This is a genomic window from Salipiger pentaromativorans (assembly GCF_024721115.1).
Lineage (GTDB): Bacteria > Pseudomonadota > Alphaproteobacteria > Rhodobacterales > Rhodobacteraceae > Salipiger > Salipiger pentaromativorans.
In genome coordinates this window covers 146,798-168,507 of sequence record NZ_JAMDHK010000001.1, presented here as the reverse complement: position 1 = coordinate 168,507, position 21,710 = coordinate 146,798, and the positions used below count along the sequence as shown (strand labels likewise).

The following is a 21,710-nucleotide window of genomic DNA, read 5'->3' as shown; positions in this document are numbered from 1 at the left end:
GCAGCCCTGGCGGTGTTGTCATCTGCGGGCCTTCGCGCCGGTTTAGGCCCCTGCGGGCACTCCTTTCAACCTGGAGCTCCCCCCTTCAGAGCCAGCCCTGCCGTCGTCCACGCAGAGGCGCCCTGTGCGACCGTTGCAGGATGTGCGGCGCATTTATCGGGGCGGACCGACAGACACCCTGTTCTGTCCGACCTGCAAACAGCGCGTTACCCCAGCTTCTTCAAAAGCCGCAGCAGCGTCTCGCGCTCGCGTTCGCGCAGCGGGGCCAGGGTTTCGGCGCTGACCTCGATCGCCGCCTCCACCGCCTCGTCGATCAGCGCCACGCCCTGCGCCGTCAGCGAGACCAGATGGCGCCGGCGATCATCGGGGTCGGGGGCGGTGCGCAGCAGCCCACGCGCGATCAGCCGGTCGACCACACCCTTGGTGGTCGCGCCGTCCATCGCCACCGAACGGCCCAGCCGGTTCTGAGACATCGGTCCGTCCTCGGCCAGCCGGTGCATCACCGAGAACTGCGTCGGCGTCAGCTTGCCCGGCACCGTCTCGGCAAAGATGGTGGAGTTGCGCTGATAGGCCTTGCGCAGCAGAAATCCGATCTGTTCGTCCAGCAGATAGCCGTGCTCGGCGCTGGTGCGGGCTTTGGGGAAATCGTTCAAGGGCTACGGTCTCCTGTTCGGTGGGTTGCCCTAGCGTTAATGTCGTCCGAGGGCAATGCCGCAGCGGCGTGTTAGCGACGAAGGCCGCATGCGTTGTGGGCGATTCCTTGCGGGGGGTGTGCCTGGCTCTCCTTGCGGTCGAATGCGACGCGCTCCTCGATCTCATAGGGGGCGCCAGACCCGCCTCAGACCGAAAGATAGGCGTCGCGGATTTCGGGGTGTGCCTCCAGCTCGGCAAAGCTGCCGTCGAATTTCTTTTCCCCGCCCTCGATGATGATCGCGCGATCCGCCACGGCGCGGGCGAAATGCAGGTTCTGCTCCGAGATCATCACCGTCAGCCCCTCGGCCTTCAGCGTCTTGATGGTCTCGGCCATCTGCTCGACGATCACCGGCGCGATGCCCTCCGAAGGCTCGTCGAGCAGCAGCAGCGCCGGGTTGCCCATCAGCGTGCGCGCGATGGTCAGCATCTGCTGCTCGCCGCCCGACATGTGCTTGCCCCGGTTGGCGCGGCGCTCGAAAAGGTTGGGGAAGATCTCGAAGAGCTGCTCCTGCGTCCAGAACGGCGCGTCCTCGCGCTTTGGCTGGCGGCCCACCTCAAGGTTCTCAAGTACCGTCAGATCGGTGAAGATGCGCCGGTCCTCGGGCACGTAGCCGATGCCGCATTTGGCGACGCGGAAGGCGGGCTCGCCCACCAGCTCACGGCCCTGAAACGTCACCTGTCCCTGACGCGGGCGCACCAGCTGCATCACCGATTTCATCGTGGTGGATTTGCCGGCGCCGTTGCGGCCCAGCAGCGCCACCACCTCGCCGCGCCGCACCTCGAAGGACAGGTCGTTGAGGATATGCGCCTTGCCGTAATAGCTGTGGATGCGCTCGACGCTAAGCATTTGCGTCCTCCTTGAAGAGCGTGCCGCCGCCCAGATAGACCTCTTGCACCTGCGGGTTGTTGCGCACCTCGGTCGCGGAGCCGTCGGCGATCAGCTCGCCCCGGTTCAGCACCATGATGTGATGGGCATGGGCAAAGACCACGTCCATGTCATGCTCGGTAAAGAGCACCGAAACGCCCTGATCCCGCACGATGTCGGCCACCAGCTGCATGAGTTCGATCCGCGCCGAGGGCGCCATGCCCGCCGTGGGCTCGTCCATGAGCAAGAGGCGCGGGCGGTGGCAGAGTGCAATCGCCAGCTCCAGCCGCTTGAGATCGCCATAGGCCAGCACCGAACAGGGCCGGTCGGCTTGATCGGCCATGGACACGGTGTCGAGAAACTCGAACGCCTCGTCGCGGTAGAGCTTCCAGGCGCGGGGCGCGATGGAAAAGATCCGCTTGTGGTGGCTCATCAGCGCCATCTGCACATTCTCGATCACGCTCATCGATTGATAGGTGCCGGTGATCTGGAAGGTGCGCCCGACGCCGCGCCGCCAGATTTCGCGCGGACGCTTGCCGGTGATGCGCTGGCCGTCGAGATAGACCTCGCCGGCGCTGGGTTTGAGCTGCCCCATGAGCATGTTGAAGCAGGTGGATTTGCCCGCCCCGTTGGGGCCGATCAGCGCCTTCAGCTCGCCCTTCGCCACCGCGAAGGACACGCCGTTGACAGCGAGAAAGCCGTCATAGCTCTTTCTGAGGTTTTCGACACGCAGGATCTCGGACATCAGACCGCCTCCTCATCGCTGTGGCGGATGCGCCGCCAGAGCGTGCGCAGGGTGCCGACGATGCCTTCGGGCATCACGATCACCACCGCGATGATCACCAGCCCCAGCAGCAGGCGCCAGTATTCCAGCCGCACCAGCCAGTCCTCGACCACGGTCATGAAGCTGGCGCCCACGACGCCCCCCGCCAGCGTCTTCACCCCGCCGAGAAAGACCACGATCAGCGCGTCGAAGCTCTTGGCGATCTCCAGCTCCGTCGGGAAGACCGAGCCCTTGGAGAAGACAAAGATCCCGCCCGCGAGCCCCGCCATGGCGCCCGCCAGCGCGAAGGCCACAAATTGCACGCGCTTCACGTCGATGCCGGTGGCCTCGGCCTGGCGCGGGCTGTCGCGCCCGGCGCGCAGGGCGTAGCCGAAGGGCGCGTGAATGACATGGCGCAGGAAAAGGATGCCGCCGACGCCAAAGGCCAGCGCGAAATAGTAATAGGGTACGCTGCCGTTCAGCCAGTCGGCGGGCCAGATATTGACCAGCCCGTCATCGCCGCGCGTGACCGAGCGCCACTGGAAGGCGAGGCTCCAGACGAGCTGCGAGAAGGCCAAGGTCAGCATGGCGAAATAGACGCCTGTGAGGCGGATGCAGAACCAGCCGATCCCCAGCGCCAGCAGCCCGGCGGCGAGCGGCGCGAAGAGAAAGGCCAGCTCCATCGGCGTGCCGGTGTGATAGACCAGCAGCGCCGCCGCATAGGCGCCGCCACCGAAAAACGCCGCATGGCCAAAGCTGACCAGCCCGCCGGAGCCGAGGATGAAATGCAGGCTGGCGGCGAACAGCGCAAAGACCACCATATCGACCACCAGCGTCAGCACGAAGGGCTCGGCAAAGGCGGGCAGCAGCGCCAGAAGGGTGAGCAGGGCGGCGACCAGCGCCATGCCCTTGGGGCCGTAGGGGCGGATCGGGGTTTCCGGCGCGCCGACCTGACCGTGTTCGCCCGCGACCTCCTCGCGGCCCAGAAGGCCGTAGGGGCGCACGATCAGCACCACGGCCATGACCACATACATCAGCACCAGCGTCGATTGCGGCAGGTAGGTCACGCCGAAGACGTTCAGCACCGAAATCAGCACCGAGGCGATGAAGGCGCCGGGCAGGGAGCCCATGCCGCCGATGACGACCACGACGAAGACCGCGCCGATGATGTTGAAATCCATCAGCAGATCGGCGCCGCCCTTGGGCAGTTGCAGCGCGCCGCCGAGCCCCGCCAGCGCCGAGCCGAGCGCAAAGACCCCGGTGAAGAGCCAGGCCTGGTTGACGCCGAGCGCGCCGACCATCTCGCGGTCCTGCGTGGCGGCGCGCACCAGCACGCCCAGCCTTGTGCGGGCGATGAGATACCAGAGCGCGAAGAGGATGAAGGGGGTGATGGCGATGAGCACGATGTCGTATTTCGGCACCGGCTCGCCGAAGATCCGCCAGACGCCGCGCAGGCCGGGGGCGCGGGGGCCGAGCCGGTCTTCGGCGCCCCAGATCATCAGCGCCAGATCCTGGATGACGAGGATCACCCCGAAGGTGGCGACAAGCTGGAAGAGCTCCGGCGCGCGGTAGATCGGGCGCAGCACCACCATCTCGACCACGGCGCCGATGAGCCCCACCGCAAGGCCGGTGAGCAGGATCGCGCCCCAGAAGTCGACATGGCCGGGCAGCAGATCCATCAGCACGATGCCGATGAAGGCGCCGAGCATGTAAAAGGAGCCATGCGCGAAATTCACGATCCGGGTAACGCCGAAGATCAGCGACAGGCCGGAGGCCACGAGGAACAGCGCGGCGGCATTGGCAAGCCCGGTGAGGAACTGGGCGAAGAAGAAGGCCATGGGAGGGACTTTCGTGCAGGCGCGGTGGGGCGGTGCTCGTCAAGCCCTTGCGGGCTTTCCTCGCAGGGGGGCGGTAGCCGTCCCCCCTGCGAGGCGAAGCGTGTCACTCGGCGGGGCGCATCGCCTTGATGTCCTCGTCGGAGGGCGTGTAGGGCGCGGGGTCGTTATATGTCCAATCGACCATCACGCCCTTGCCGTCCACCACCGCCGTGGTGCCGGTCCAGGCGCCCAGCGTCGACTGGTTGTCGATCTCGCGGTAATGCAGCGTGCCGATGGGGGTGTTTTCGACCTCGAGCCCCTCGAAGGCCATGCGCAGCGCCTCGGTATCGGTGGCGCCCGCCTTGGCAATCGCGGCGGCGATGCTCTGCGCGGTCATGTAGCCCACCAGCGAGCCGATCTTCGGCGTCTCGCCGGTAAAGGCCTCATAGGCATCGACAAAGGTCTTGCCCGGTGTGCCGTCCTCGAACCCGTACCAGGGGAAGCCGGTGACGAACCAGCCCTCGGGCGCCTCGTCCTCCAGCGGTTCGAGATATTCCGGCTCGCCGGTCAGCAGCCCGTAGACGGGACGGCCGTCGAACAGCCCCCGGTCGGTGCCCTCGCGCACGAATTTGGCAAGGTCGGTGCCGAAGGTGACGTTGTAGATCGCGTCGGGCTTGGCGCGTTCGATGGCCTGCACCTCGGCGCCCGCGTCGATCTTGAACAGCGCCGGCCATTGCTCGGCGACGAATTCCACCTCGGGCTTCAGCATCTTGAGGTTGGCCTTGAACGCCTCGACCGCATCGGTGCCATAGGCGTAGTTCGGCGCGATGGTGGCGTAGGTCACCGCGTCGGTCTTGGCGGCCTCCTCGGCCAGCATGGCGGCCTGCACCCAGGTCGAGACGCGCAGGCGGAAGGTGTAGGGGTTGCCGGATTTCCACACCAGCGTGTCGGCCAGCGGCTCGGAGGCGAGGTAGAGATATTTCTTCTCGTTGGCGAAGCTCGACAGCGCCAGCCCGACGTTGGACAGGATCGAGCCGGTGAACATCACCGCGCCGTCGCGGGTCATCAGTTCTTCGGCGATCTTCACCGCCTCGGCGGGGTCGCCCTGGTCGTCGCGGAAGATGAATTCCAGATCCTTGCCCAGCACGCCGCCATCGGCGTTGATCTCGCTCAGCGCCAGTTCGATGCCCTTCCTGTAGGGCTCGGCAAAGGCGGCCATCCGTTTGTAATGGTTGATCTCGCCGACCTTGATCGTGTCCTGCGCAAAAGCTGCGGCAGGGGTCAGGGCCAGGGCGGCGGCCGTGGCCAGCACGGTGCGTCTCATCAGGTTCATCGCGTATCACTCTCCTGTTGGTCGGGGCCCTCGGGGCTCCCTGGGATGATCCGGTCTTTGTGCCGGGTATCGGGTTCTGAAAGGGGCGCCGGACGGGCGGCGGGTCGGGACGGGGCGTCCGCCCCGAGCTTGGGCGATCGCCGCCGGCCAGGCAAGCCGGGCGCGGCGCGAAGCGGCGCCAAGGGCCTGTGGTGGCGCGCAGACGGTCATCGCAGCCCGTCCTCGCCAAGGACCTCGTCATGTCGCAGCCCGCCGACGCGGGGCAGCGGGCGGCCGGTCTGCTGCAACGCCACCGCCACCACGATCTCGCGCGGGCGCGGGGCGTCGGGCAGGCGCAGCCGCATGCCGTCGAAATGGCTGCGCACATAGGCGGCGTCCTTGTGCCCCAGCGGAATATCGAGAATCTCGCCCGCGCGTCCGATGGCCTTGGAGGAGGGCACCAGCGCCTTGCCGCCGCCTAGCACCGCGCGCAGCGGCGCGCCGAGCCTGGGGTGCAGCAGGGCGGCGGCATGTTCCAGCTCGCCCAGTTCGCCCACCAGCGCGGCCTTGCCATAGCCCTCGACCGCCTGCGCGCCGCAGCCGAGCGCCGCCAGCGCCTCGCGGCCCAGCAGATCGCCCAGCGTGGCGCCGGTGTCGATCAGCTCCGACAGATCCTCTGCATAGCGCCCGGCAAACGGGTTCTCGATCACCGCCGCCGCGAGCGCCCGGCGGGCGGGCGGCGTCACCGCCCGCCCCATCTCCGAGCGGGTCTCCTCGACCTGCGTGATGATCTTGCGCAGTTTCACCGCAATCCGTCCTCGCCCTTGACGTCCTCTTTCGTCAGGCCGCCGACACGGGCATGCACCCGGCCGCCGGTGGTCATCACCAGCACCAGCACCAGTTCGTCGGGGCGCGGGGCGTCGGGGATGCCGACCTCGACCGCATCGTAATGCGAGCGCACGTAAGAGGCGTTGGTATGGGTCACCGGCACGTCGAGCCGTGTGCCCGCCGCGCCGACCTTCTTGGTCGAGGGCACGATGGCCATGCTCTTCTCGATGGAATCGCGCATCGCATAGCCGCCGGGCACATGCCAGAGCGCGCCATGTTCGACCTCGCCGTTCACCCCGACGATGGCGCCCTTGCCATAGCCCTCGATTGCCGTCGCGTCGCCGCCGAGCGCGGCGATCAGCTCGCCAGCCATCTGCACCCCCAGGGGTTCCAGATCCTTCATGAACGGCGCGATGTCCTCGGTGTAGCCGCCGGCGAAGGGGTTTTCGATGACCGCAAGCGCGGCGGCGCGTTTCTGCGGCACCTCGGGGGCGGGACCGCCCTCGTGATAGATGGTCTCGACCTGAATCAGCGTCTTGCGGAGTTTGACGTCAGCCATGGCATGGCTCCTTTTCGGCAATCATGGACCCGAGCACCACCCGTTCGCCGGCCAGCGCAAGGCAGGCGGCATGGAGGAGACCCCGGCTGCTGTACTCTTCGGCCAATGTCCGCCCGGCGTCCAGCGCCTTGCGGATCTCGGCCGCGCCCAGCGGGCCGACCGCGACCGTGACCGGGCGGTCGCCCAGATCGCTGTCGGGCGCGAGGGCCGAGGCGGGCCGGCGCGCGATGGCGGGGTGGCCGGGCAGGTCCACCGCATTGGCGATCAGCGTGGCGGCGGCATCGGCCTGCGCCGCGTCGCGCGCCAGCACGGTGACCGCATCGGCGATGCCCAGCGACTGGGACCGCCCGCGCCAGCCCGAGGTCGCCACGCCGCCGATGCCGGCGCCGGCGGCGATGGTGGCACGGGCGCCGGGGGCGCGGGTCAGCGGGTCTTCGCAGACCGCCAGCCGCAGCGGCGCGGCGCCGGTCCAGAGCGCGATGTCGCCGCCATTGTTCACATGCGCGCGCTCGAGCCCGTGGCCGGGGATCAGCATCGCTGCAAGCAGGTGATCGGCGATCGCCCCGGCCACCGCCGCCATCGGCGTCACGAAGGCGGGCGCGAAACGATCGGTCGCGCGCTGCATCCGGCGGGCGACGGCGCCGCGTGGCGCCGGCCCCTGCGCCGCGCGCAGCCGGGGCAGTTCGGCGCAAAGATCGTTCAGCACCGGATCGAAAGCCACATGCGCCCGGCGCAGCGCGGCGCGGGCCGCCTCGGCCGGGCCCTCGGCGGTCACGATCACGTCGATGGGGCCGTGGCTCAGCCGCATCCGGCCATCCCGGGCCATCCGCACGATGGGCGCCTCGTGAAAGCTCATTCCCGGCGCTCCCCGGGCAGCGGCCAGGGCGCGCCCGACTTGCGGCTTTCGGCGCGGCGTCCGGAGAGCCGGTGATCGCTCTGCCGTCCGGTAACGCCCTTCAGTGCGTCCTCCAGCGGCATCACGTAATCCATATGTCCGCCAAGCGCCTGATAATCGGCGCGCGTCATGGTGAATTCGATGGGGGCGACCAGCGCCGGGGTCGGCACGTAGCCGAAGGCGTTCTTCGGCATCTGCGTCACGTCCGACATGAAGGTGATGCCGCCGCCGGGCCACATCATCACCGGCGCGCCGCCGCAGGTCACCCGGGTGAGCCGCGACTGCACCGAGCGCGTCAGGCCGACGGGGTTCTCGGTGACGCCGGAGCGCAGCGAGCCGCCGGCGCCGGCCATGAACAGCACCGAGGCCAAGGAGGGTTCGCAATTCTCCTCGATCCGCCGGACCGAGGGCCGCAACCGCGCCGGCATCTCCTGCTGAACCGGGCGCAGATCGTCATCCAGTTCGTAATAAGCGGCGTGCTCGCCGGTGGTCGAGACCATGAGCAGCGACAGGCCGGGCCAGGCGATTCCGGTCTTCCACGGCCCCAGGATCGTCAGCGGGTCGGTCAGATCGGTGCCGCCCCAGCCGGTGCCGGGCTCGGCCACCTGGAAATAGCGCCCCGGGGTGGAGCGGCGCCCGTTGATCTTGATCCCCGTGGGGCGCCAGCCGATCACCTTGCCCGCCTGATGTTCGGACATCACGCCGGTGATATGATCATCGACCACGACAACCTCGTCCACCAGCCCCTTCCACTGCGCCGCGAACATGCCCACCGTGGCCGAGCCGCAGCCCACGCGCATGCGCTCTTCACGCTGGCCATTGACCACCGGTGCCTGCCCGGCGGCAATCTCCAGCTCTGCGCCATTGTCGATGCTCAGCGCGACGCTTTCGCCATTGCATAGCGCCAGCAGCGCGGCGCAGGTCGCGCGGCCCTCTTTCTTGGAGCCGCCGGTGAGGTGATTGACCCCGCCGAGGCTCAGCATCTGGCTGCCGTATTCCGAGGTGGTCACATGGCCGATCACCTCGCCTTCGGCGCGCACCCAGGCGCATTCGCTGCCCAGATGCCGGTCGGTGTCGATCTTCACCTTGGCGCCGCAATAGGAAAAGATCCCCTCGGTCACCACGGTGATCATATCCGCATCCGCCGCCTTGGAGGCGACGATGAAGGGCGCGGGCTTGTAATCGGGATAGGTCGTGCCGGAGCCCACTGCGGTGATGAAGGTCTCTTCGCCCGACACGATGTCGCCGTCCCATTCATGTTCGAGAAACGGGACCAGCGCGATGTCTTCGTCGGCGCGGTTTTGCAGGATGGTCAGCGGGTCGAGCCGCACCAGCGTGCCGCCCTCGTTGGCGTAGCGGTCGCAGGCGCCGGCGCGGCCCTCGGCGATGAAGCACATCACCGGGCAGGCGTCGCAGCGAATCTTCTCCGGACGGTCCGGGCCGCTGCGGTTCACTGAAGACGTCTCAGCCGTCACGTCGCGGGCTCCTGTCGCTGGCCTGGTGGCGTCAATTCGTTTGTATACGAACGCATGTTCGGGGGCTTTCTGTCAAGCGGCGGCAGGGCGGGGGCGGGGGCGGGCCGGCGCCGTGGTGAGAATTTCAGCATTCCGCGCGGCGGCGGGGCATGCCGCGTGCAAGCGGATTGACAGGTTCCGCGCCGCGCTCATAGGCTGCGGGTATCTTCGTTTGCATACGAATGAAAAGACTCGTCCAAGCGACAAGCCCGGAGACTCGCCATGTCCTTGCATCGTCCCGAATCGCTCGACGCCGCGCTGGCCCTGATGCGGGCGCCCGGAGCGGTGGTGCTGGCGGGTGGAACCGATCTATATCCGGCGCTGCGCGATGGCCCGCCGCCCGGCGAGATGGTCGATCTGACGCGCGTTGCCGGGCTGCGCGGCGTGACCTCCGGGCCGGAGGGCTGGCGTATCGGCGCCGCGACCACCTGGAGCGAGCTGCTGCGGGCCGATCTGCCGCCGCTCTTCGACGGGCTCCGGGCCGCCGCGCGCGAGGTCGGGTCGGTGCAGATCCAGAACGCGGGTACGGTGGCGGGCAATCTCTGCAACGCCTCTCCGGCGGCGGACGGGGTGCCGGCGCTGCTGGCGCTGGATGCCGAGGTCGCGCTGCAATCGGAGACGGGCACGCGGCGGCTGCCGCTCGACGCCTTCATCACCGGCCCGCGCGCCACCGCGCTGCGCCCGGGCGAGATCGTGACCGCGGTGCATGTGCCCGCCGCCGAAGGGCGGGGGGCGTTTCGCAAGCTCGGGGCGCGGCGCTATCTGGTGATCTCCATCGCCATGGTCGCGGCGACGGTCGAGACGGAGGCGGGCCGCATCGCGCGCGCGCGCATCGCCGTGGGCGCCTGTTCGCCGGCGGCGCGGCGGCTGCCCGATCTGGAATCCGTCCTGAGCGGCAAGCGCCTTTCGGACGTGCCCGAAATCGCGCAGGACTATCCGTTTCCAGAGCTGGCGCCCATCGGCGATGTCCGGGCGCCGGCGGCCTATCGCGACGAGGCGGTTCGCATACTTGTGACCCGCACGCTCGTGGACGCCATGGCAGAGGAGGCCGCTCATGTCGCTTGATGCACCGCAGGGCCATATCGGCTTTGTCCTCAACGGCGCCGAGGTCACCGTGCCCGCCGAGGCCACGGCGCGGCTGTCGGATGTGCTGCGCGAGGTGGCCGGGGCGAAGGACGTCAAGGTCGGCTGCAACGCGGGCGATTGCGGCGCCTGCACGGTGCTGGTCGATGGCGCGCCGGTCTGTTCCTGCCTGATGGCGGCGGGGCAGGTGCAGGGCTGCGCGGTGGAAACCCAGGCCGGGCTTGTGGCGGCGGATCGCGACGCGGCGCGGCTGGCGCAGAGCTTTCAGCGCCATCAGGCGGCGCAATGCGGGATCTGCACGCCCGGCATGATGGTCTCGGCGGTGGCGCTGCTGCGCTCGGGGGCGGCACTGAGCGAGGAGAATGTCGCGGATGCGCTCGGTGGCGTGCTCTGCCGCTGCACGGGGTATCGCAAGATCGTCGCGGCGGTGCTCGATGCGTCCGGCACCGAACCGCTGACCGAGGGCGGCGTGGGCGCGCCCATCGCTCGGCTCGACGGCGGGCCTAAACTCTCCGGCGAGGAGCGCTTCGGTGATGATGTGGCGCCCAGCGACGCGCTGGTGGTGCGGGTGATCCGCTCGCCCTATCACCGGGCGACCTTTCGTTTCGGCGATCTTGAGGCGTTTCGCGAGGCCAACGGGCTCGACCTGATCCTCACCGCCGCCGACATCCCCGGCGAGAACCGTTTCGGCGTCATCCCCGGTTTCGAAGACCAGCCGGTCTTTGCCGAGGGCGAGGCGCGATTCAAGGGCGAGGCGGTGGCGGCGGTGGTCGGCACGCAGGAGGCGCTCGACGCCATGGCAGCGTTTCCGGTCGAGTGGGAGGAACGGCCCGCGATCCTCACCCCGGAGGGGGCCGAGAGCGCCGCGCAACTGCACCAGAGCCGCGCCGAAAACGTCATGTGCCGGGGCTATGTGGCGCGCGGCGATGCCGATGCCGCGCTGAAGGGTGCCGCGCATGTGGTCTCGGGCCGCTTCTCCACCGGTTTCATCGAGCATGGCTATATCGAGCCCGAGGCGGCCTCGGCCCGCCGGGTCGGGGACCGGATCGAGATTTCCTGCTGCACCCAGGCGCCCTATATGAACCGCGACGGCATCGCCACGATCATGGGGCTCGCGCCCGAGGCGGTGCGCATCCTGCCCACGGCGGTGGGCGGCGGCTTCGGCTCCAAGCTGGATCTCACCGCGCAGCCCTATGTGGCACTGGCCGCCTGGCATCTGAACCGCCCGGTCCGCATCGCCTATACGCGGGGCGAGTCGATCTCGACCTCGACCAAGCGCCACCCCTCGGACATGGTGATGGAGATCGGCGCCGATGCCGATGGCCATATCGTCGCCGCACGCTTTGACGGCGTGTTCAACACCGGCGCCTATGCGAGCTGGGGGCCGACCGTGGCGAACCGCGTGCCGATCCACGCCAGCGGGCCGTACCGGACGCCGAATTATCAGGCGAAAAGCGCGGGGATTCACACCAACACCGCGCCCGCCGGGGCCTTTCGCGGCTTCGGCGTGCCGCAATCGGCGCTGGCGCAGGAGCAGCTCTACGACATGCTGGCCGAAAAGTTGGGCCTCGACCGGCTGGACTTCCGCCGCCGCAACTGCCTGGTGAACGGCGATCCGACCGTGACCGGGCAGGTCTTTGACACCGGCATGGGCATCGACGCCTGTCTCGACGCGCTGAAACCGCATTGGGACAGGGCGCAAGCCGAGGTGGCGGCGTTCAACGCCAGCCATGAGGACCGCAAGCGGGGGGTCGGCGTGGCGGCGGGCTGGTATGGCTGCGGCAACACCTCGATGTCGAACCCCTCGACCATCCGCGCGGGGGTGACGGCAGAGGGCATGCTGATGCTGCATCAGGGTGCGGTGGACATCGGGCAGGGCTCGAACACGGTCATCACCCAGATCTTTGCCGAGGCCCTGGGCGTGCCGGTCTCCGCCGTGACGCGGGTGGGGCCGGATACCGACATCACCCCCGATGCGGGCAAGACATCTGCCAGCCGCCAGACCTATATCTCCGGCAATGCCGCCCGGCTTTGCGGCGAAGCGCTGCGGGCGCAGATCCTGCGGCTGGGCAATGTCTCGGACGCCGCCGAGATTGCGTTCACCGAAGAGGGCATCCTGCTCACCGACGGGGGCACCACCGTGCGGGTCGAGCTGCCGCCGGGCGCGCCTTATGCGCTGGAGGCTATCGAGAGCTACGATCCACCGACCACGCCGCTCGACGCGAACGGGCAGGGCGACCCCTACGCCGTCTTCGGCACCGCCGCGCAGATCTGCGAACTGGAGGTCGATATGGCGCTTGGCACGGTGAAGCTGCGGCGTATTGTGGCGGCGCATGATGTCGGCAAGGCCATCAACCCGCTGCTGGTCGAGGGCCAGATCGAGGGCGGCGTGGCGCAGGGCATCGGCATGGCGCTGATGGAGGAATTCCTGCCGGGCCGCACCGAGAACCTGCACGATTACCTCATCCCCACCATCGGCGACGTGCCCCCCATCGACACGCTGATCGTCGAGAGCGGCGACGCGCACGGGCCTTACGGCGCCAAGGGGTTGGGCGAGCATTGCCTCATCCCCACCGCGCCCGCCGTGCTGAACGCCATCGCCCATGCCACGGGCGCGCGCATCCACCATCTGCCCGCGACCCCGGACAAGATCCGCGCGGCCATCCTGTCGAGGACCACATGACAGACGAGCTGACCGGCGCCTTTGCCGGGATCGACGTGGGCGGCACCTTCACCGATCTGGTGTTCTATGACAGCCGCGCCGCGGCGGTGAAACTCGCCAAGGTGCCGACCACGCTCGACAATCAGGCGATGGGGGTGCTGGCGGCGCTGGATGCGGCCTCGGTCGATGCCGCCGCGCTGGATCTCATCGTGCACGGCACCACCACCACCACCAACGCGGTGCTGGAGCGTCGGCTCTGCAAGACCGGGCTGATCACCACGCAGGGGTTCCGCGACGTGCTGGAGCTCGGCCGCCGCACAAGGCCGCATGCCTATGGCATGACCGGCCAGTTCCGCCCGATCATCCCGCGCGACCTGCGGCTGGAGATCCCCGAGCGGCTGCTGGCCGATGGCAGCGTCTATCTGCCGCTCGACGAAGACGCCCTGCGCGTCGCGCTGTTCGCACTGGTGGAAAAGGGCTGCGAGGCGCTGGTGATTCATTTCCTGCACGCCTATGCCAACCCCGCGCATGAGATCCGCGCCGGAGAGATCGCCCGCGAGATCTGGCCCAACGGCAATATCACCCTCGGCCACGCGCTGATTTCGGAAAGCCGCGAATACGAGCGCGGGGTGACGGCGGCGGTCAACGCCTCGGTGCAGCCGCTGCTGCGCCGCTATGTGGAGCGGCTGGCCGACCGGCTGTCGGAGCGCGGTTACGGGCGCGACCTGCTGGTGATGAACGGCAATGGCGGCATGGTCTCGGCACGGGTGGTGGCGGAGGAGGCCGCCAAGACGGTGATGTCCGGCCCGGCCTCCGGCGTGATGGCGGCGGCCTATACCGGGCGCCGCGCGGGCATCCCGGACCTGCTGACCTACGATATGGGCGGCACCAGCACCGATGTGGCGATGATCCGGGGCGCCGACCCGGCGGTGAGCCACGAGATCGAGATCGAATACGCCATGCCGATCCATGTGCCCATGGTCGATGTGCGCACCGTGGGCGCGGGCGGCGGCTCCATCGCGCGGGTCGATGCGGCGGGGCTGTTGCAGGTGGGGCCGGAAAGCGCGGGCTCGGTGCCGGGACCGATCTGCTACGGCAAGGGCGGCACGGAGCCGACAATCTCGGATGCCAATATGCTGCTTGGACGGATGAACCCGGAGCGGCTGAACACCGGCGCCGGAGGGGTGTCGCTGGAGACGATCCGCGCCGCCTTTGCCGAAACGCTCGGCGACCGGCTGGGGCTCGATGCGACAGAGGCGGCGGCGGCGGTGCTGCGCATCGCCACGGCGAAGATGGCCGATGCGGTGCGCATGGTCTCCGTTTCGCTGGGCGAAGACCCGCGCGATTTCGCGCTCTTCGCCTTCGGCGGCGCCGGGCCGCTGCATGCCTGCGCCATCGCCCGCGAGCTGGGCGTGCCGCGCGTGCTGGTGCCCGCGCGCCCGGGCATCACCAACGCTCTGGGCTGCATCGTCGCCGATCTGCGCCACGATTACGTCGCCACGGTGAACAAGCCGCTCGATGTCTGCGACATGGAGGAGGTGCATGCGCTCTTCGCACGCCAGACCGGGGAGGGCCGCGCCGCCATCGCCCGCGAGCGGGTCGAGATCGCCGAGCTGCACGTGACCCATTCGGTTGAGATGCGCTTCATCGGCCAGACCCATCTGCTGCGCGTCCCGCTCGCCTCCGCCACGCCCACACGCGACGATCTGCAAGCGCTCTTCGAGGAGGCCTATTTCCGCCGCTTCCAGGTGCGCCTGCCGGAAATCCGCCCGGCGCTGGTCAATCTCAACACCTCGGTGATCGGCCGCCGCCCGGAGATCGACCTCTCGGCGCTGATCGACGCGGCGGGCCGCAAGGCCACGCTGGCCGAGGCGCGGACCGGCACGCGCAGGGTCTATTTCGAGAGCTGGACCGACACGCCGGTCTACTGGCGCGATTTTCTGCCGCCCGAGGCCACGCTCACCGGCCCGGCGATTGTCGAGCAGATGGACTGCACGCTGGTGCTGGAACCGGGCGACCGGGCCACCCAGGATGGCGACGGCAATCTGATCGTCACGCTGGGGGGCGGATCATGAGCGCCGCGCCCTCGACCGGACCCGCGACCCTGCCATGGCCGATGCCGCATGCGTATTTGTCAAAGAGAAGAAGGGGCAAAGAGGCGCCCCTGTCTTCTTCTCTTTCCAAATACGCACGGCGCGCCCCTGTGGCCGGGCGATCCTTTGGAGGAAGGTCATGAGTCTCGATCCCATCACCCTCACCGTTATCCAGTCGGGGCTGCAACAGGTCTGCGACGAGATGGATCTGAGCTTTTCCCGCGCCGCGTTTTCGCCGGTGATCGCCGAGGCCAACGACCGCTCGGACGGAATCTATGCCGCCGAGGATGGCAGCCTGATCGCGCAGGGCTCGCAAGGCTTGCCGGTCTTTGTCGGCGTCATGCAGCATTCCACCCGCAAGATCATCGAGATGATCGCCGAGGGGCGCGTCGCGGCGCCGCGGCCGGGGGACATCTATATCGTCAACGACCCCTATCTCGGCGGCACCCATCTGATGGATGTGCGCTTTGCCATGCCGGTCTGGCGCGGGGGCGAGATTTTCTGCTGGCTCAGCAATACCGGCCACTGGCCCGATACCGGCGGCGCGGTGCCCGGCGGGTTCTCGGCCAGCGCCACGGCGGTGGAACAGGAGGGGCTGCGCCTGCCGCCGGTGCGACTCTTCAAGCAGGGCGAGCTCGATCCGGAGATCTACGCGATCATCTGCTCCAACATCCGCGTCGCCGATCAGCGCATCGGCGATGTGAAGGCGCAGGCGGCGGCGCTTTACGTGGGGCAGGCGCGGCTGACGCGGCTGCTCGACCGCTATGGCGACGACACCGTGCGCGAGGCCATTGCCGAGCTGCGCCGCCGTGCCGCCGAGCAGATGCGGGCGCAGATCGCGGCGATTCCGCCGGGCGTCTATCGCTCGACGGCCTGGATCGACAGCGACGGGGTGGTGAACGACCCCCTGGAGATCCGGCTTGCGATCACCGCCGACGGGGAAAAGCTGACCTTCGATTTCACCGGGTCCAGCGCGCCCTGCGCCGGGCCGATGAACTCGGTTCTGGCGACCACGCACAGCTCGGTCTATCTCGCCATGCGGCACATCTTTCCCGATGTGCCGATCAGCGCCGGGGCCTTCGAGCCGCTGGAAATTATCCGCCCCGAGGGCACATTCCTCGATGCGCATTATCCGCGGCCGGTCTCGGGCTGCGCGGCGGAGGTCAGCCAGCGTATCGCCGAGGCGGTGTTTGCCGCGCTGGTGGACGCGCTGCCCGACAGGGTGAGCGCGTCGCCGGCGGGCTCTTCGGGCAATTTCGCGCTGGGCGGCGAGGTGGCCGAGACCGGGCAGAGCTATGTGATGTATCAGATCTCGGGCGGCGGCTATGGCGGCTATGCGGGGGGCGACGGTATTTCCAACGGCTGCTCGACCATCGGCATTTCCAAGGCGCCGCCGGTGGAGATCATGGAGCAGCAATTCCCGGTGCTCTATCACCGCTACGCGCTGCGCGAGGGCTCGGGCGGGGCCGGGGCGCATCGCGGCGGGTTCGGGCTGGATTACGAGGTGGAGATCCTCAGGGGCACGGCGCGGGCGAGCTTCGTGATGGATCACGGGCGGTTCGGCCCGCAGGGCGTGCTGGGCGGCGGCGACGGCGCGGTGAACGAGGTCGCGGTGACGCGGAGCGGCGAGACATTCACGCCGGAGCATCTCTCGAAGGCGCAGGACATTGCGCTGAGTGCCGGCGACCGGGTGCGGGTCAAGACGCCGGGCGGCGGCGGCTACGGCGATCCGGCGGCGCGCGACAGGGCGCTGGTGGAGGAGGATGTGCGGCTGGGGCGCTACAGCGCGGAAGAGGCGGAGCGGCTGTTCGGCGCAGGGTGAGTTCCGGCCTCCGGGGCGGCGCGCGGGACTGTCACGCCATGAAGGGCAAACCATGCCCGACACCCGGCACGCTGCGCTGGCCGCGGGCAGGAGCACGCCGGACCTCTCGGCGACGTGCTCGCGAAAGAGACAGAGCAACAAAAAAGCCTGCCGGACCATCCGGCAGGCTTTTTTGTCTGTCACCCGCCCGCTGGGTCGCGGGCGGGGATCGCTTCTGTGCCGATCAGGACTTGGCGAGGTTGCGCAGCACGTAGTGCAGCACGCCGCCGTGCTCGACATATTCCTTCTCGATGGCCGTATCGATGCGGCACTTGAGCTGGATCGTCTTGGTCGACCCGTCCGCGAAGGTGATGGTGCAGGGCACCTCGGCCAGCGGGGTCACGGTGTCGAGCCCGGCAATCGCCACGGTCTCGTCGCCGGTCAGACCCAGCGATTTGCGGGTGTCGTCGCCGGTGAACTCGAAGGGAATGACGCCCATGCCCACCAGGTTCGAACGGTGGATCCGCTCGAAGCTTTCCGCGATCACGGCCTTCACGCCCAGCAGAGCGGTGCCTTTTGCCGCCCAGTCACGCGAGGAGCCCGCACCGTAAAGCTCGCCACCGAAGATGACCAGCGGGGTGCCGGCCTCCTGATAGGCCATCGACGCTTCGTAGATCGAGGTCTGCGCGCCATCGGGCCCTTTGGTGTAACCGCCTTCGACGCCGTCCAGCATCTCGTTCTTGATGCGGATGTTGGCGAAGGTGCCGCGCATCATGACTTCGTGGTTGCCGCGACGCGAGCCGTAGGAGTTGAACTCGCGGACCGGAACCTGATGCGAGACCAGATACTGACCTGCGGGGGTGCTTTCCTTGAACGAACCGGCGGGCGAGATGTGGTCGGTGGTGATCATGTCGCCGAGGACCGCGAGGATGCGCGCGCCTTCGATATTGGTGATCACGCCCGGTTCCTGGCTCATGCCCTGGAAATACGGCGGGTTCTGCACATAGGTCGAGGTCGGCGGCCAGTCATAGGTTTCGCCGCCTTTGACTTCCACGCCCTGCCACTTCTCGTCGCCCTTGAAGACGTCGGCGTATTTCGACTGGAAGGCCTCGCGGGTGACGACTTTCTCGACCAGCTCGGCGATCTCCTGGTTGGAGGGCCAGATGTCTTTCAGATAGACGTCCTTGCCGTCCGGCGTCTGGGCGATCGGGTCGCTGGAGATGTCGATGTTCATGTCACCGGCCAGCGCATAGGCGACGACCAGCGGCGGCGAGGCCAGGTAGTTGGCGCGCACGTCGGGCGAGATCCGGCCTTCGAAGTTCCGGTTGCCCGAAAGCACCGAGGTCGCGATCAGGTCGTTTTCGTTGATCGCCTTCGAGATTTCCGGCTGAAGCGGGCCGGAGTTGCCGATGCAGGTGGTGCAGCCATAGCCCACGAGGTTGAAGCCCACCGCGTCGAGATCTTCGGTCAGGCCGGCGGCGTCGAGATATTCGGTCACCACCTGCGAGCCGGGCGCCAGCGAGGTTTTCACCCAGGGCTTGCGGTTCAGGCCCAGTGCACGGGCCTTGCGGGCGACAAGGCCCGCGCCGATCAGCACATAGGGGTTCGAGGTGTTGGTGCACGACGTGATCGAGGCGATCACCACCGAGCCGTCTTTCAGCTCGTATTCCTCGCCCTCGACCTTGGCGGTCTTGTGGACGTTGACCGGCTTGGTGGCCACCGGGCCCTCGTCCGCCATGTCCTTGGCCGCATCCGAGATGTCGATGCCGCGATAATCCGCGACGACCTTGGTGAAGGCCGGGGCGGCATCGGTCAGCTTGACGTAATCCTGCGGACGCTTGGGGCCGGAGATGGCGGGCACGATGGTGCCCATGTCGAGTTCCAGCGTGTCGGTGTAGATCGGATCGTAATCCGAGGTCCGCCAGAAGCCGTTCTCCTTGGCATAGGCCTCGACCAGCGCGATGCGGTCTTCGTCACGGCCGGTCTGGCGCAGGTAACGCAGCGTCTCGTCGTCGATCGGGAAGAAGCCGCAGGTGGCGCCGTATTCCGGGGCCATGTTGGCGATGGTGGCACGCTGCGCCAGCGGCAGGGTGTCGAGGCCCGCGCCGTAGAATTCCACGAACTTGCCGACCACGCCCTTGGCGCGCAGCATTTCCACGACCTTCAGCACGAGGTCGGTGCCGGTGGTGCCTTCGACCATCTCGCCGGTCAGCTTGAAGCCGACCACTTCGGGGATCAGCATGGAGACCGGCTGGCCCAGCATCGCGGCCTCGGCCTCGATGCCGCCCACGCCCCAGCCCAGAACGGCGGCGCCGTTGACCATGGTGGTGTGGCTGTCGGTGCCCACCAGCGTGTCGGGATAGGCGACTTCCAGGCCGTCCTGATCGGTGTCGGTCCAGACGGTCTGGGCCAGATATTCCAGGTTCACCTGGTGGCAGATGCCGGTGCCCGGCGGCACAACGCGGAAGTTGTTGAAGGCCGACTGACCCCACTTGAGGAATTCGTAGCGCTCGATGTTGCGCTCATACTCGCGATCCACGTTCATCTGGAACGCACGCGGGTTGCCGAACTCGTCGATCATCACCGAGTGGTCGATCACGAGGTCAACGGGGTTCAGCGGGTTGATCTTCTGCGCGTCGCCGCCCAGAGCCTTGATGCCGTCACGCATGGCGGCAAGATCGACCACGGCGGGAACGCCGGTGAAGTCCTGCATCAGCACGCGGGCGGGGCGATAGGCGATCTCGCGAGGGTTCTTGCCGCCAAGGGCACCCCATTCCGAGAACGCCTTGATGTCGTCCACCGAGACGGTCTTGCCGTCCTCGAAGCGCAGCATGTTCTCCAGCACCACTTTCAGAGCGGCGGGCAGGTGCGAGAAGGCACCGAGCCCCGCTTCCTCGGCGGCGGGGATGGAATAATAGGCATAGGTCTTGCCGTTCACCTCAAGCGTCTTGCGCGTCTTGGATGTGTCCTGACCGACTGTGATGGGCATAGGTGGCTCCCTTGCAAGGACTGAAAAAAAGGGTTCGCTTGCCCTGCCTTCTGCCCGAAGCCTTCTTTGCATTCAAGAGGGATGCGGTGTTTTGTATACCGTAGAATACTAAAAAACGCCCATCTGCCACAGTTCCGGGGGTTCACTGCCTCTCGCAAAACCTTGATTGGTTATTTCACACGCGCTTCGATACCCCGGACAGGGGCAGAAACAGGGATGACAGAGCCTATGAACCGACTCACCTCCTGGATTGCGGCGGCATGCTGTGCGCTAAGCGGCGCGGCGGCTCAGGCAGAGGACAATCCGGTCGTGGTGGAGCTTTTCACCTCGCAGGGCTGCGCCTCCTGTCCGGCGGCGGATGTGGTGCTGGCCGAGCTGGGCGAGACCGAGAACGTCATACCGCTGGCGCTGCATGTGGATTACTGGGACTATATCGGCTGGCCCGATGCCTTTGCCGATCCGGCCTTCACCAAACGGCAGAAAGGCTATGCGCGCGCCTCGGGGCGGCGGTCGATCTACACGCCGCAGATGGTGATCGGCGGGCGCTACGATGTCGTCGGGTCGCGCCCGATGAAAGTGGTCGATGCAATCCGGCACGCCGCGGCGAAACCGGCGCTGGTGCGGCTGACGCTCACGCGCGACGGCGCGACGCTGCTGGTGCAGGCCGAGCCGCTGGGCACCCTGCCGATGATGCTGGTGAACATGGTGCGCTACACGCCGCAGGCGCGGGTCGAGATCCTCGATGGCGAGAACGCCGGGCATGCCTTTACCTACACCCATATCGCCCATGGCTGGCAGGTTCTGGGCGAATGGGACGGTGCCGCGCCGCTGGAAATGTCGGTGCCCGTCGAAGGCGACGATCCGGTGGTGGTGATGGTGCAGGAAGAGGGTTACGGACCCATCCTGGCCGCCGCGCGCTTGCGCTGACGTTTCGCCTGCCGTCTGGGCTTCCAGCGGCGGTGAATCCAGAACCATTGCCCGGGGTCCGCCGCGATGCGCGCCTCCAGCCGCCGCGTCGCCTCTTTCATCATCTCGACCGGGTCGCCATGCGGAATCGGCGCCTCGAACACCGCGTCGAAACTCTGCCCGTCCGGTCGGCGGATGCCGAAGAAGGGCACAAAGAGCGCCCCGGTCTTCAGCGCGATCTCGGCGGCGGAGGTGAGCGTGGGAGCGGGCTGGCCGAGAAAGTCGATGGGCACGCCGTCGCTGCTGTAGACATCGAAGAGCAGCACGCCCATGCCGCCGCCGCGGATATGTTTCAGCAGCCCCATGGTGCCCCGCCGGCCCTGTTCGAAGACCGGATCGGAGAGCGCATGCATATTGGCGGCGTAATGTTCGTTGAAGAACGGGTTGGCCATGGGTCGGTAAAGCCCGCCGATCCGCCAGCCGCGCGCCACCAGCGCGGCGCGCGGGGCTTCGAAATTGCCGTAATGGCCGGTGACGAAGAGGATGGGGCGGCCCTCGGCGCGGGCGCGTTCGATCTCGGCCAGGCCGTCGCCGGTGACCGGCGCGTCCGCCATCCGCGCCAGCAGGCCCGTCACGTCGTAATTCTCGATCATCGTGCGACCGGCATTGTCGGCCACGCGGTCGGCGATGGCGCGGCGCTCGGCCTCGGGCATCTCGGGCCAGACATGGGCGAGGTTCTCCATCGCCCGCCGTCGGTAGCCCGCCAGCGGCGCGATGATCCGGCGCACGGCCCAGCCCATCAGCCGCAGTCGCGTGCGGTGGGGCAGGGCGAGCGCCAGCCCGATCAGCCCGCGCAGCACCCGGTCCGAGATCCAGTCGGCCCAGCCGCCGCGTGCCTTGTCGTCCTCGCGCTTGCCCACTCGCCGTTCC

General features: G+C 68.0%; 16 protein-coding genes. 5 read left to right on the top strand and 11 right to left on the bottom strand.

Features of this window, described 5'->3' with window-relative positions; genetic code table 11:
• Nucleotides 1–206: 206 nt before the first annotated feature.
• From M4578_RS00760 to M4578_RS00720, 9 genes are all read right to left on the bottom strand, one after another.
• Entirely contained in the window at nt 207–653 is a 447-nt protein-coding gene (locus tag M4578_RS00760) for a MarR family winged helix-turn-helix transcriptional regulator (RefSeq protein WP_258091524.1), read from the bottom strand.
• Between the two features lie 185 nt (nt 654–838).
• A complete protein-coding gene (locus M4578_RS00755) occupies nt 839–1,540 on the bottom strand; it encodes an ABC transporter ATP-binding protein (protein ID WP_258091523.1) in 702 nt (233 codons plus the stop codon).
• On the bottom strand, nt 1,533–2,303 hold the full coding sequence (locus M4578_RS00750) for an ABC transporter ATP-binding protein (RefSeq protein ID WP_258091522.1): 771 nt from the start codon (nt 2,301–2,303) through the stop codon (nt 1,533–1,535). The genes M4578_RS00755 and M4578_RS00750 overlap by 8 nt, the downstream gene beginning before the upstream one ends.
• Entirely contained in the window at nt 2,303–4,159 is a 1,857-nt protein-coding gene (locus M4578_RS00745; protein ID WP_258091521.1) for an ABC transporter permease, read from the bottom strand. Before M4578_RS00745 ends, M4578_RS00750 begins: the two co-directional genes overlap by 1 nt.
• A 103-nt stretch (nt 4,160–4,262) precedes the next feature.
• Complete coding sequence (locus tag M4578_RS00740) at nt 4,263–5,471, bottom strand: ABC transporter substrate-binding protein (protein ID WP_258091520.1); 1,209 nt, start codon at nt 5,469–5,471, stop codon at nt 4,263–4,265.
• Between the two features lie 206 nt (nt 5,472–5,677).
• Entirely contained in the window at nt 5,678–6,256 is a 579-nt protein-coding gene (locus M4578_RS00735; RefSeq protein WP_258091519.1) for an amino acid synthesis family protein, read from the bottom strand.
• Complete coding sequence (locus tag M4578_RS00730; protein WP_258091518.1) at nt 6,253–6,837, bottom strand: amino acid synthesis family protein; 585 nt, start codon at nt 6,835–6,837, stop codon at nt 6,253–6,255. Before M4578_RS00730 ends, M4578_RS00735 begins: the two co-directional genes overlap by 4 nt.
• Nucleotides 6,830–7,693, bottom strand: coding sequence for a UPF0280 family protein (locus M4578_RS00725; RefSeq protein WP_258091517.1), 864 nt, complete (start codon nt 7,691–7,693; stop codon nt 6,830–6,832). The genes M4578_RS00730 and M4578_RS00725 overlap by 8 nt, the downstream gene beginning before the upstream one ends.
• Nucleotides 7,690–9,129, bottom strand: coding sequence for a 6-hydroxynicotinate reductase (locus tag M4578_RS00720; RefSeq protein ID WP_258091959.1), 1,440 nt, complete (start codon nt 9,127–9,129; stop codon nt 7,690–7,692). Before M4578_RS00720 ends, M4578_RS00725 begins: the two co-directional genes overlap by 4 nt.
• Nucleotides 9,130–9,468: 339 nt before the next feature.
• Between M4578_RS00720 and M4578_RS00715 the strand changes: the two genes are divergently transcribed.
• The 4 genes from M4578_RS00715 to M4578_RS00700 all read left to right on the top strand — a co-directional run bounded on the left by M4578_RS00715 (nt 9,469) and on the right by M4578_RS00700 (nt 16,906).
• A complete protein-coding gene (locus tag M4578_RS00715) occupies nt 9,469–10,311 on the top strand; it encodes an FAD binding domain-containing protein (RefSeq protein ID WP_258091516.1) in 843 nt (280 codons plus the stop codon).
• Nucleotides 10,301–13,012, top strand: coding sequence for a molybdopterin-dependent oxidoreductase (locus M4578_RS00710; RefSeq protein ID WP_258091515.1), 2,712 nt, complete (start codon nt 10,301–10,303; stop codon nt 13,010–13,012). Before M4578_RS00715 ends, M4578_RS00710 begins: the two co-directional genes overlap by 11 nt.
• A complete protein-coding gene (locus M4578_RS00705; protein WP_258091514.1) occupies nt 13,009–15,066 on the top strand; it encodes a hydantoinase/oxoprolinase family protein in 2,058 nt (685 codons plus the stop codon). Before M4578_RS00710 ends, M4578_RS00705 begins: the two co-directional genes overlap by 4 nt.
• 157 nt (nt 15,067–15,223) lie before the next feature.
• Nucleotides 15,224–16,906 (top strand): hydantoinase B/oxoprolinase family protein, encoded by a 1,683-nt coding sequence (locus M4578_RS00700; protein ID WP_258091513.1) that lies wholly within the window; start codon nt 15,224–15,226, stop codon nt 16,904–16,906.
• 223 nt (nt 16,907–17,129) lie between these two features.
• Here the strand turns inward: M4578_RS00700 and acnA are convergent, their stop codons facing one another.
• On the bottom strand, nt 17,130–19,874 hold the full coding sequence (gene acnA, locus M4578_RS00695) for an aconitate hydratase AcnA (RefSeq protein ID WP_258091512.1): 2,745 nt from the start codon (nt 19,872–19,874) through the stop codon (nt 17,130–17,132).
• Nucleotides 19,875–20,102: 228 nt separating this feature from the next.
• Here acnA and M4578_RS00690 point away from each other — a divergent pair, with 228 nt between their 5' ends.
• Nucleotides 20,103–20,801 (top strand): DUF1223 domain-containing protein, encoded by a 699-nt coding sequence (locus M4578_RS00690; RefSeq protein ID WP_258091511.1) that lies wholly within the window; start codon nt 20,103–20,105, stop codon nt 20,799–20,801.
• On the opposite strand, the gene M4578_RS00685 is transcribed toward M4578_RS00690, so the two are convergent.
• Nucleotides 20,765–21,700 carry a lysophospholipid acyltransferase family protein gene (locus M4578_RS00685; protein WP_258091510.1) on the bottom strand — a complete coding sequence of 312 codons (936 nt, stop codon included), beginning with the start codon at nt 21,698–21,700 and terminating at the stop codon, nt 20,765–20,767. The two genes, M4578_RS00690 and M4578_RS00685, sit on opposite strands and share 37 nt — an antisense overlap.
• Between the last annotated feature and the right edge of the window lie 10 nt (nt 21,701–21,710).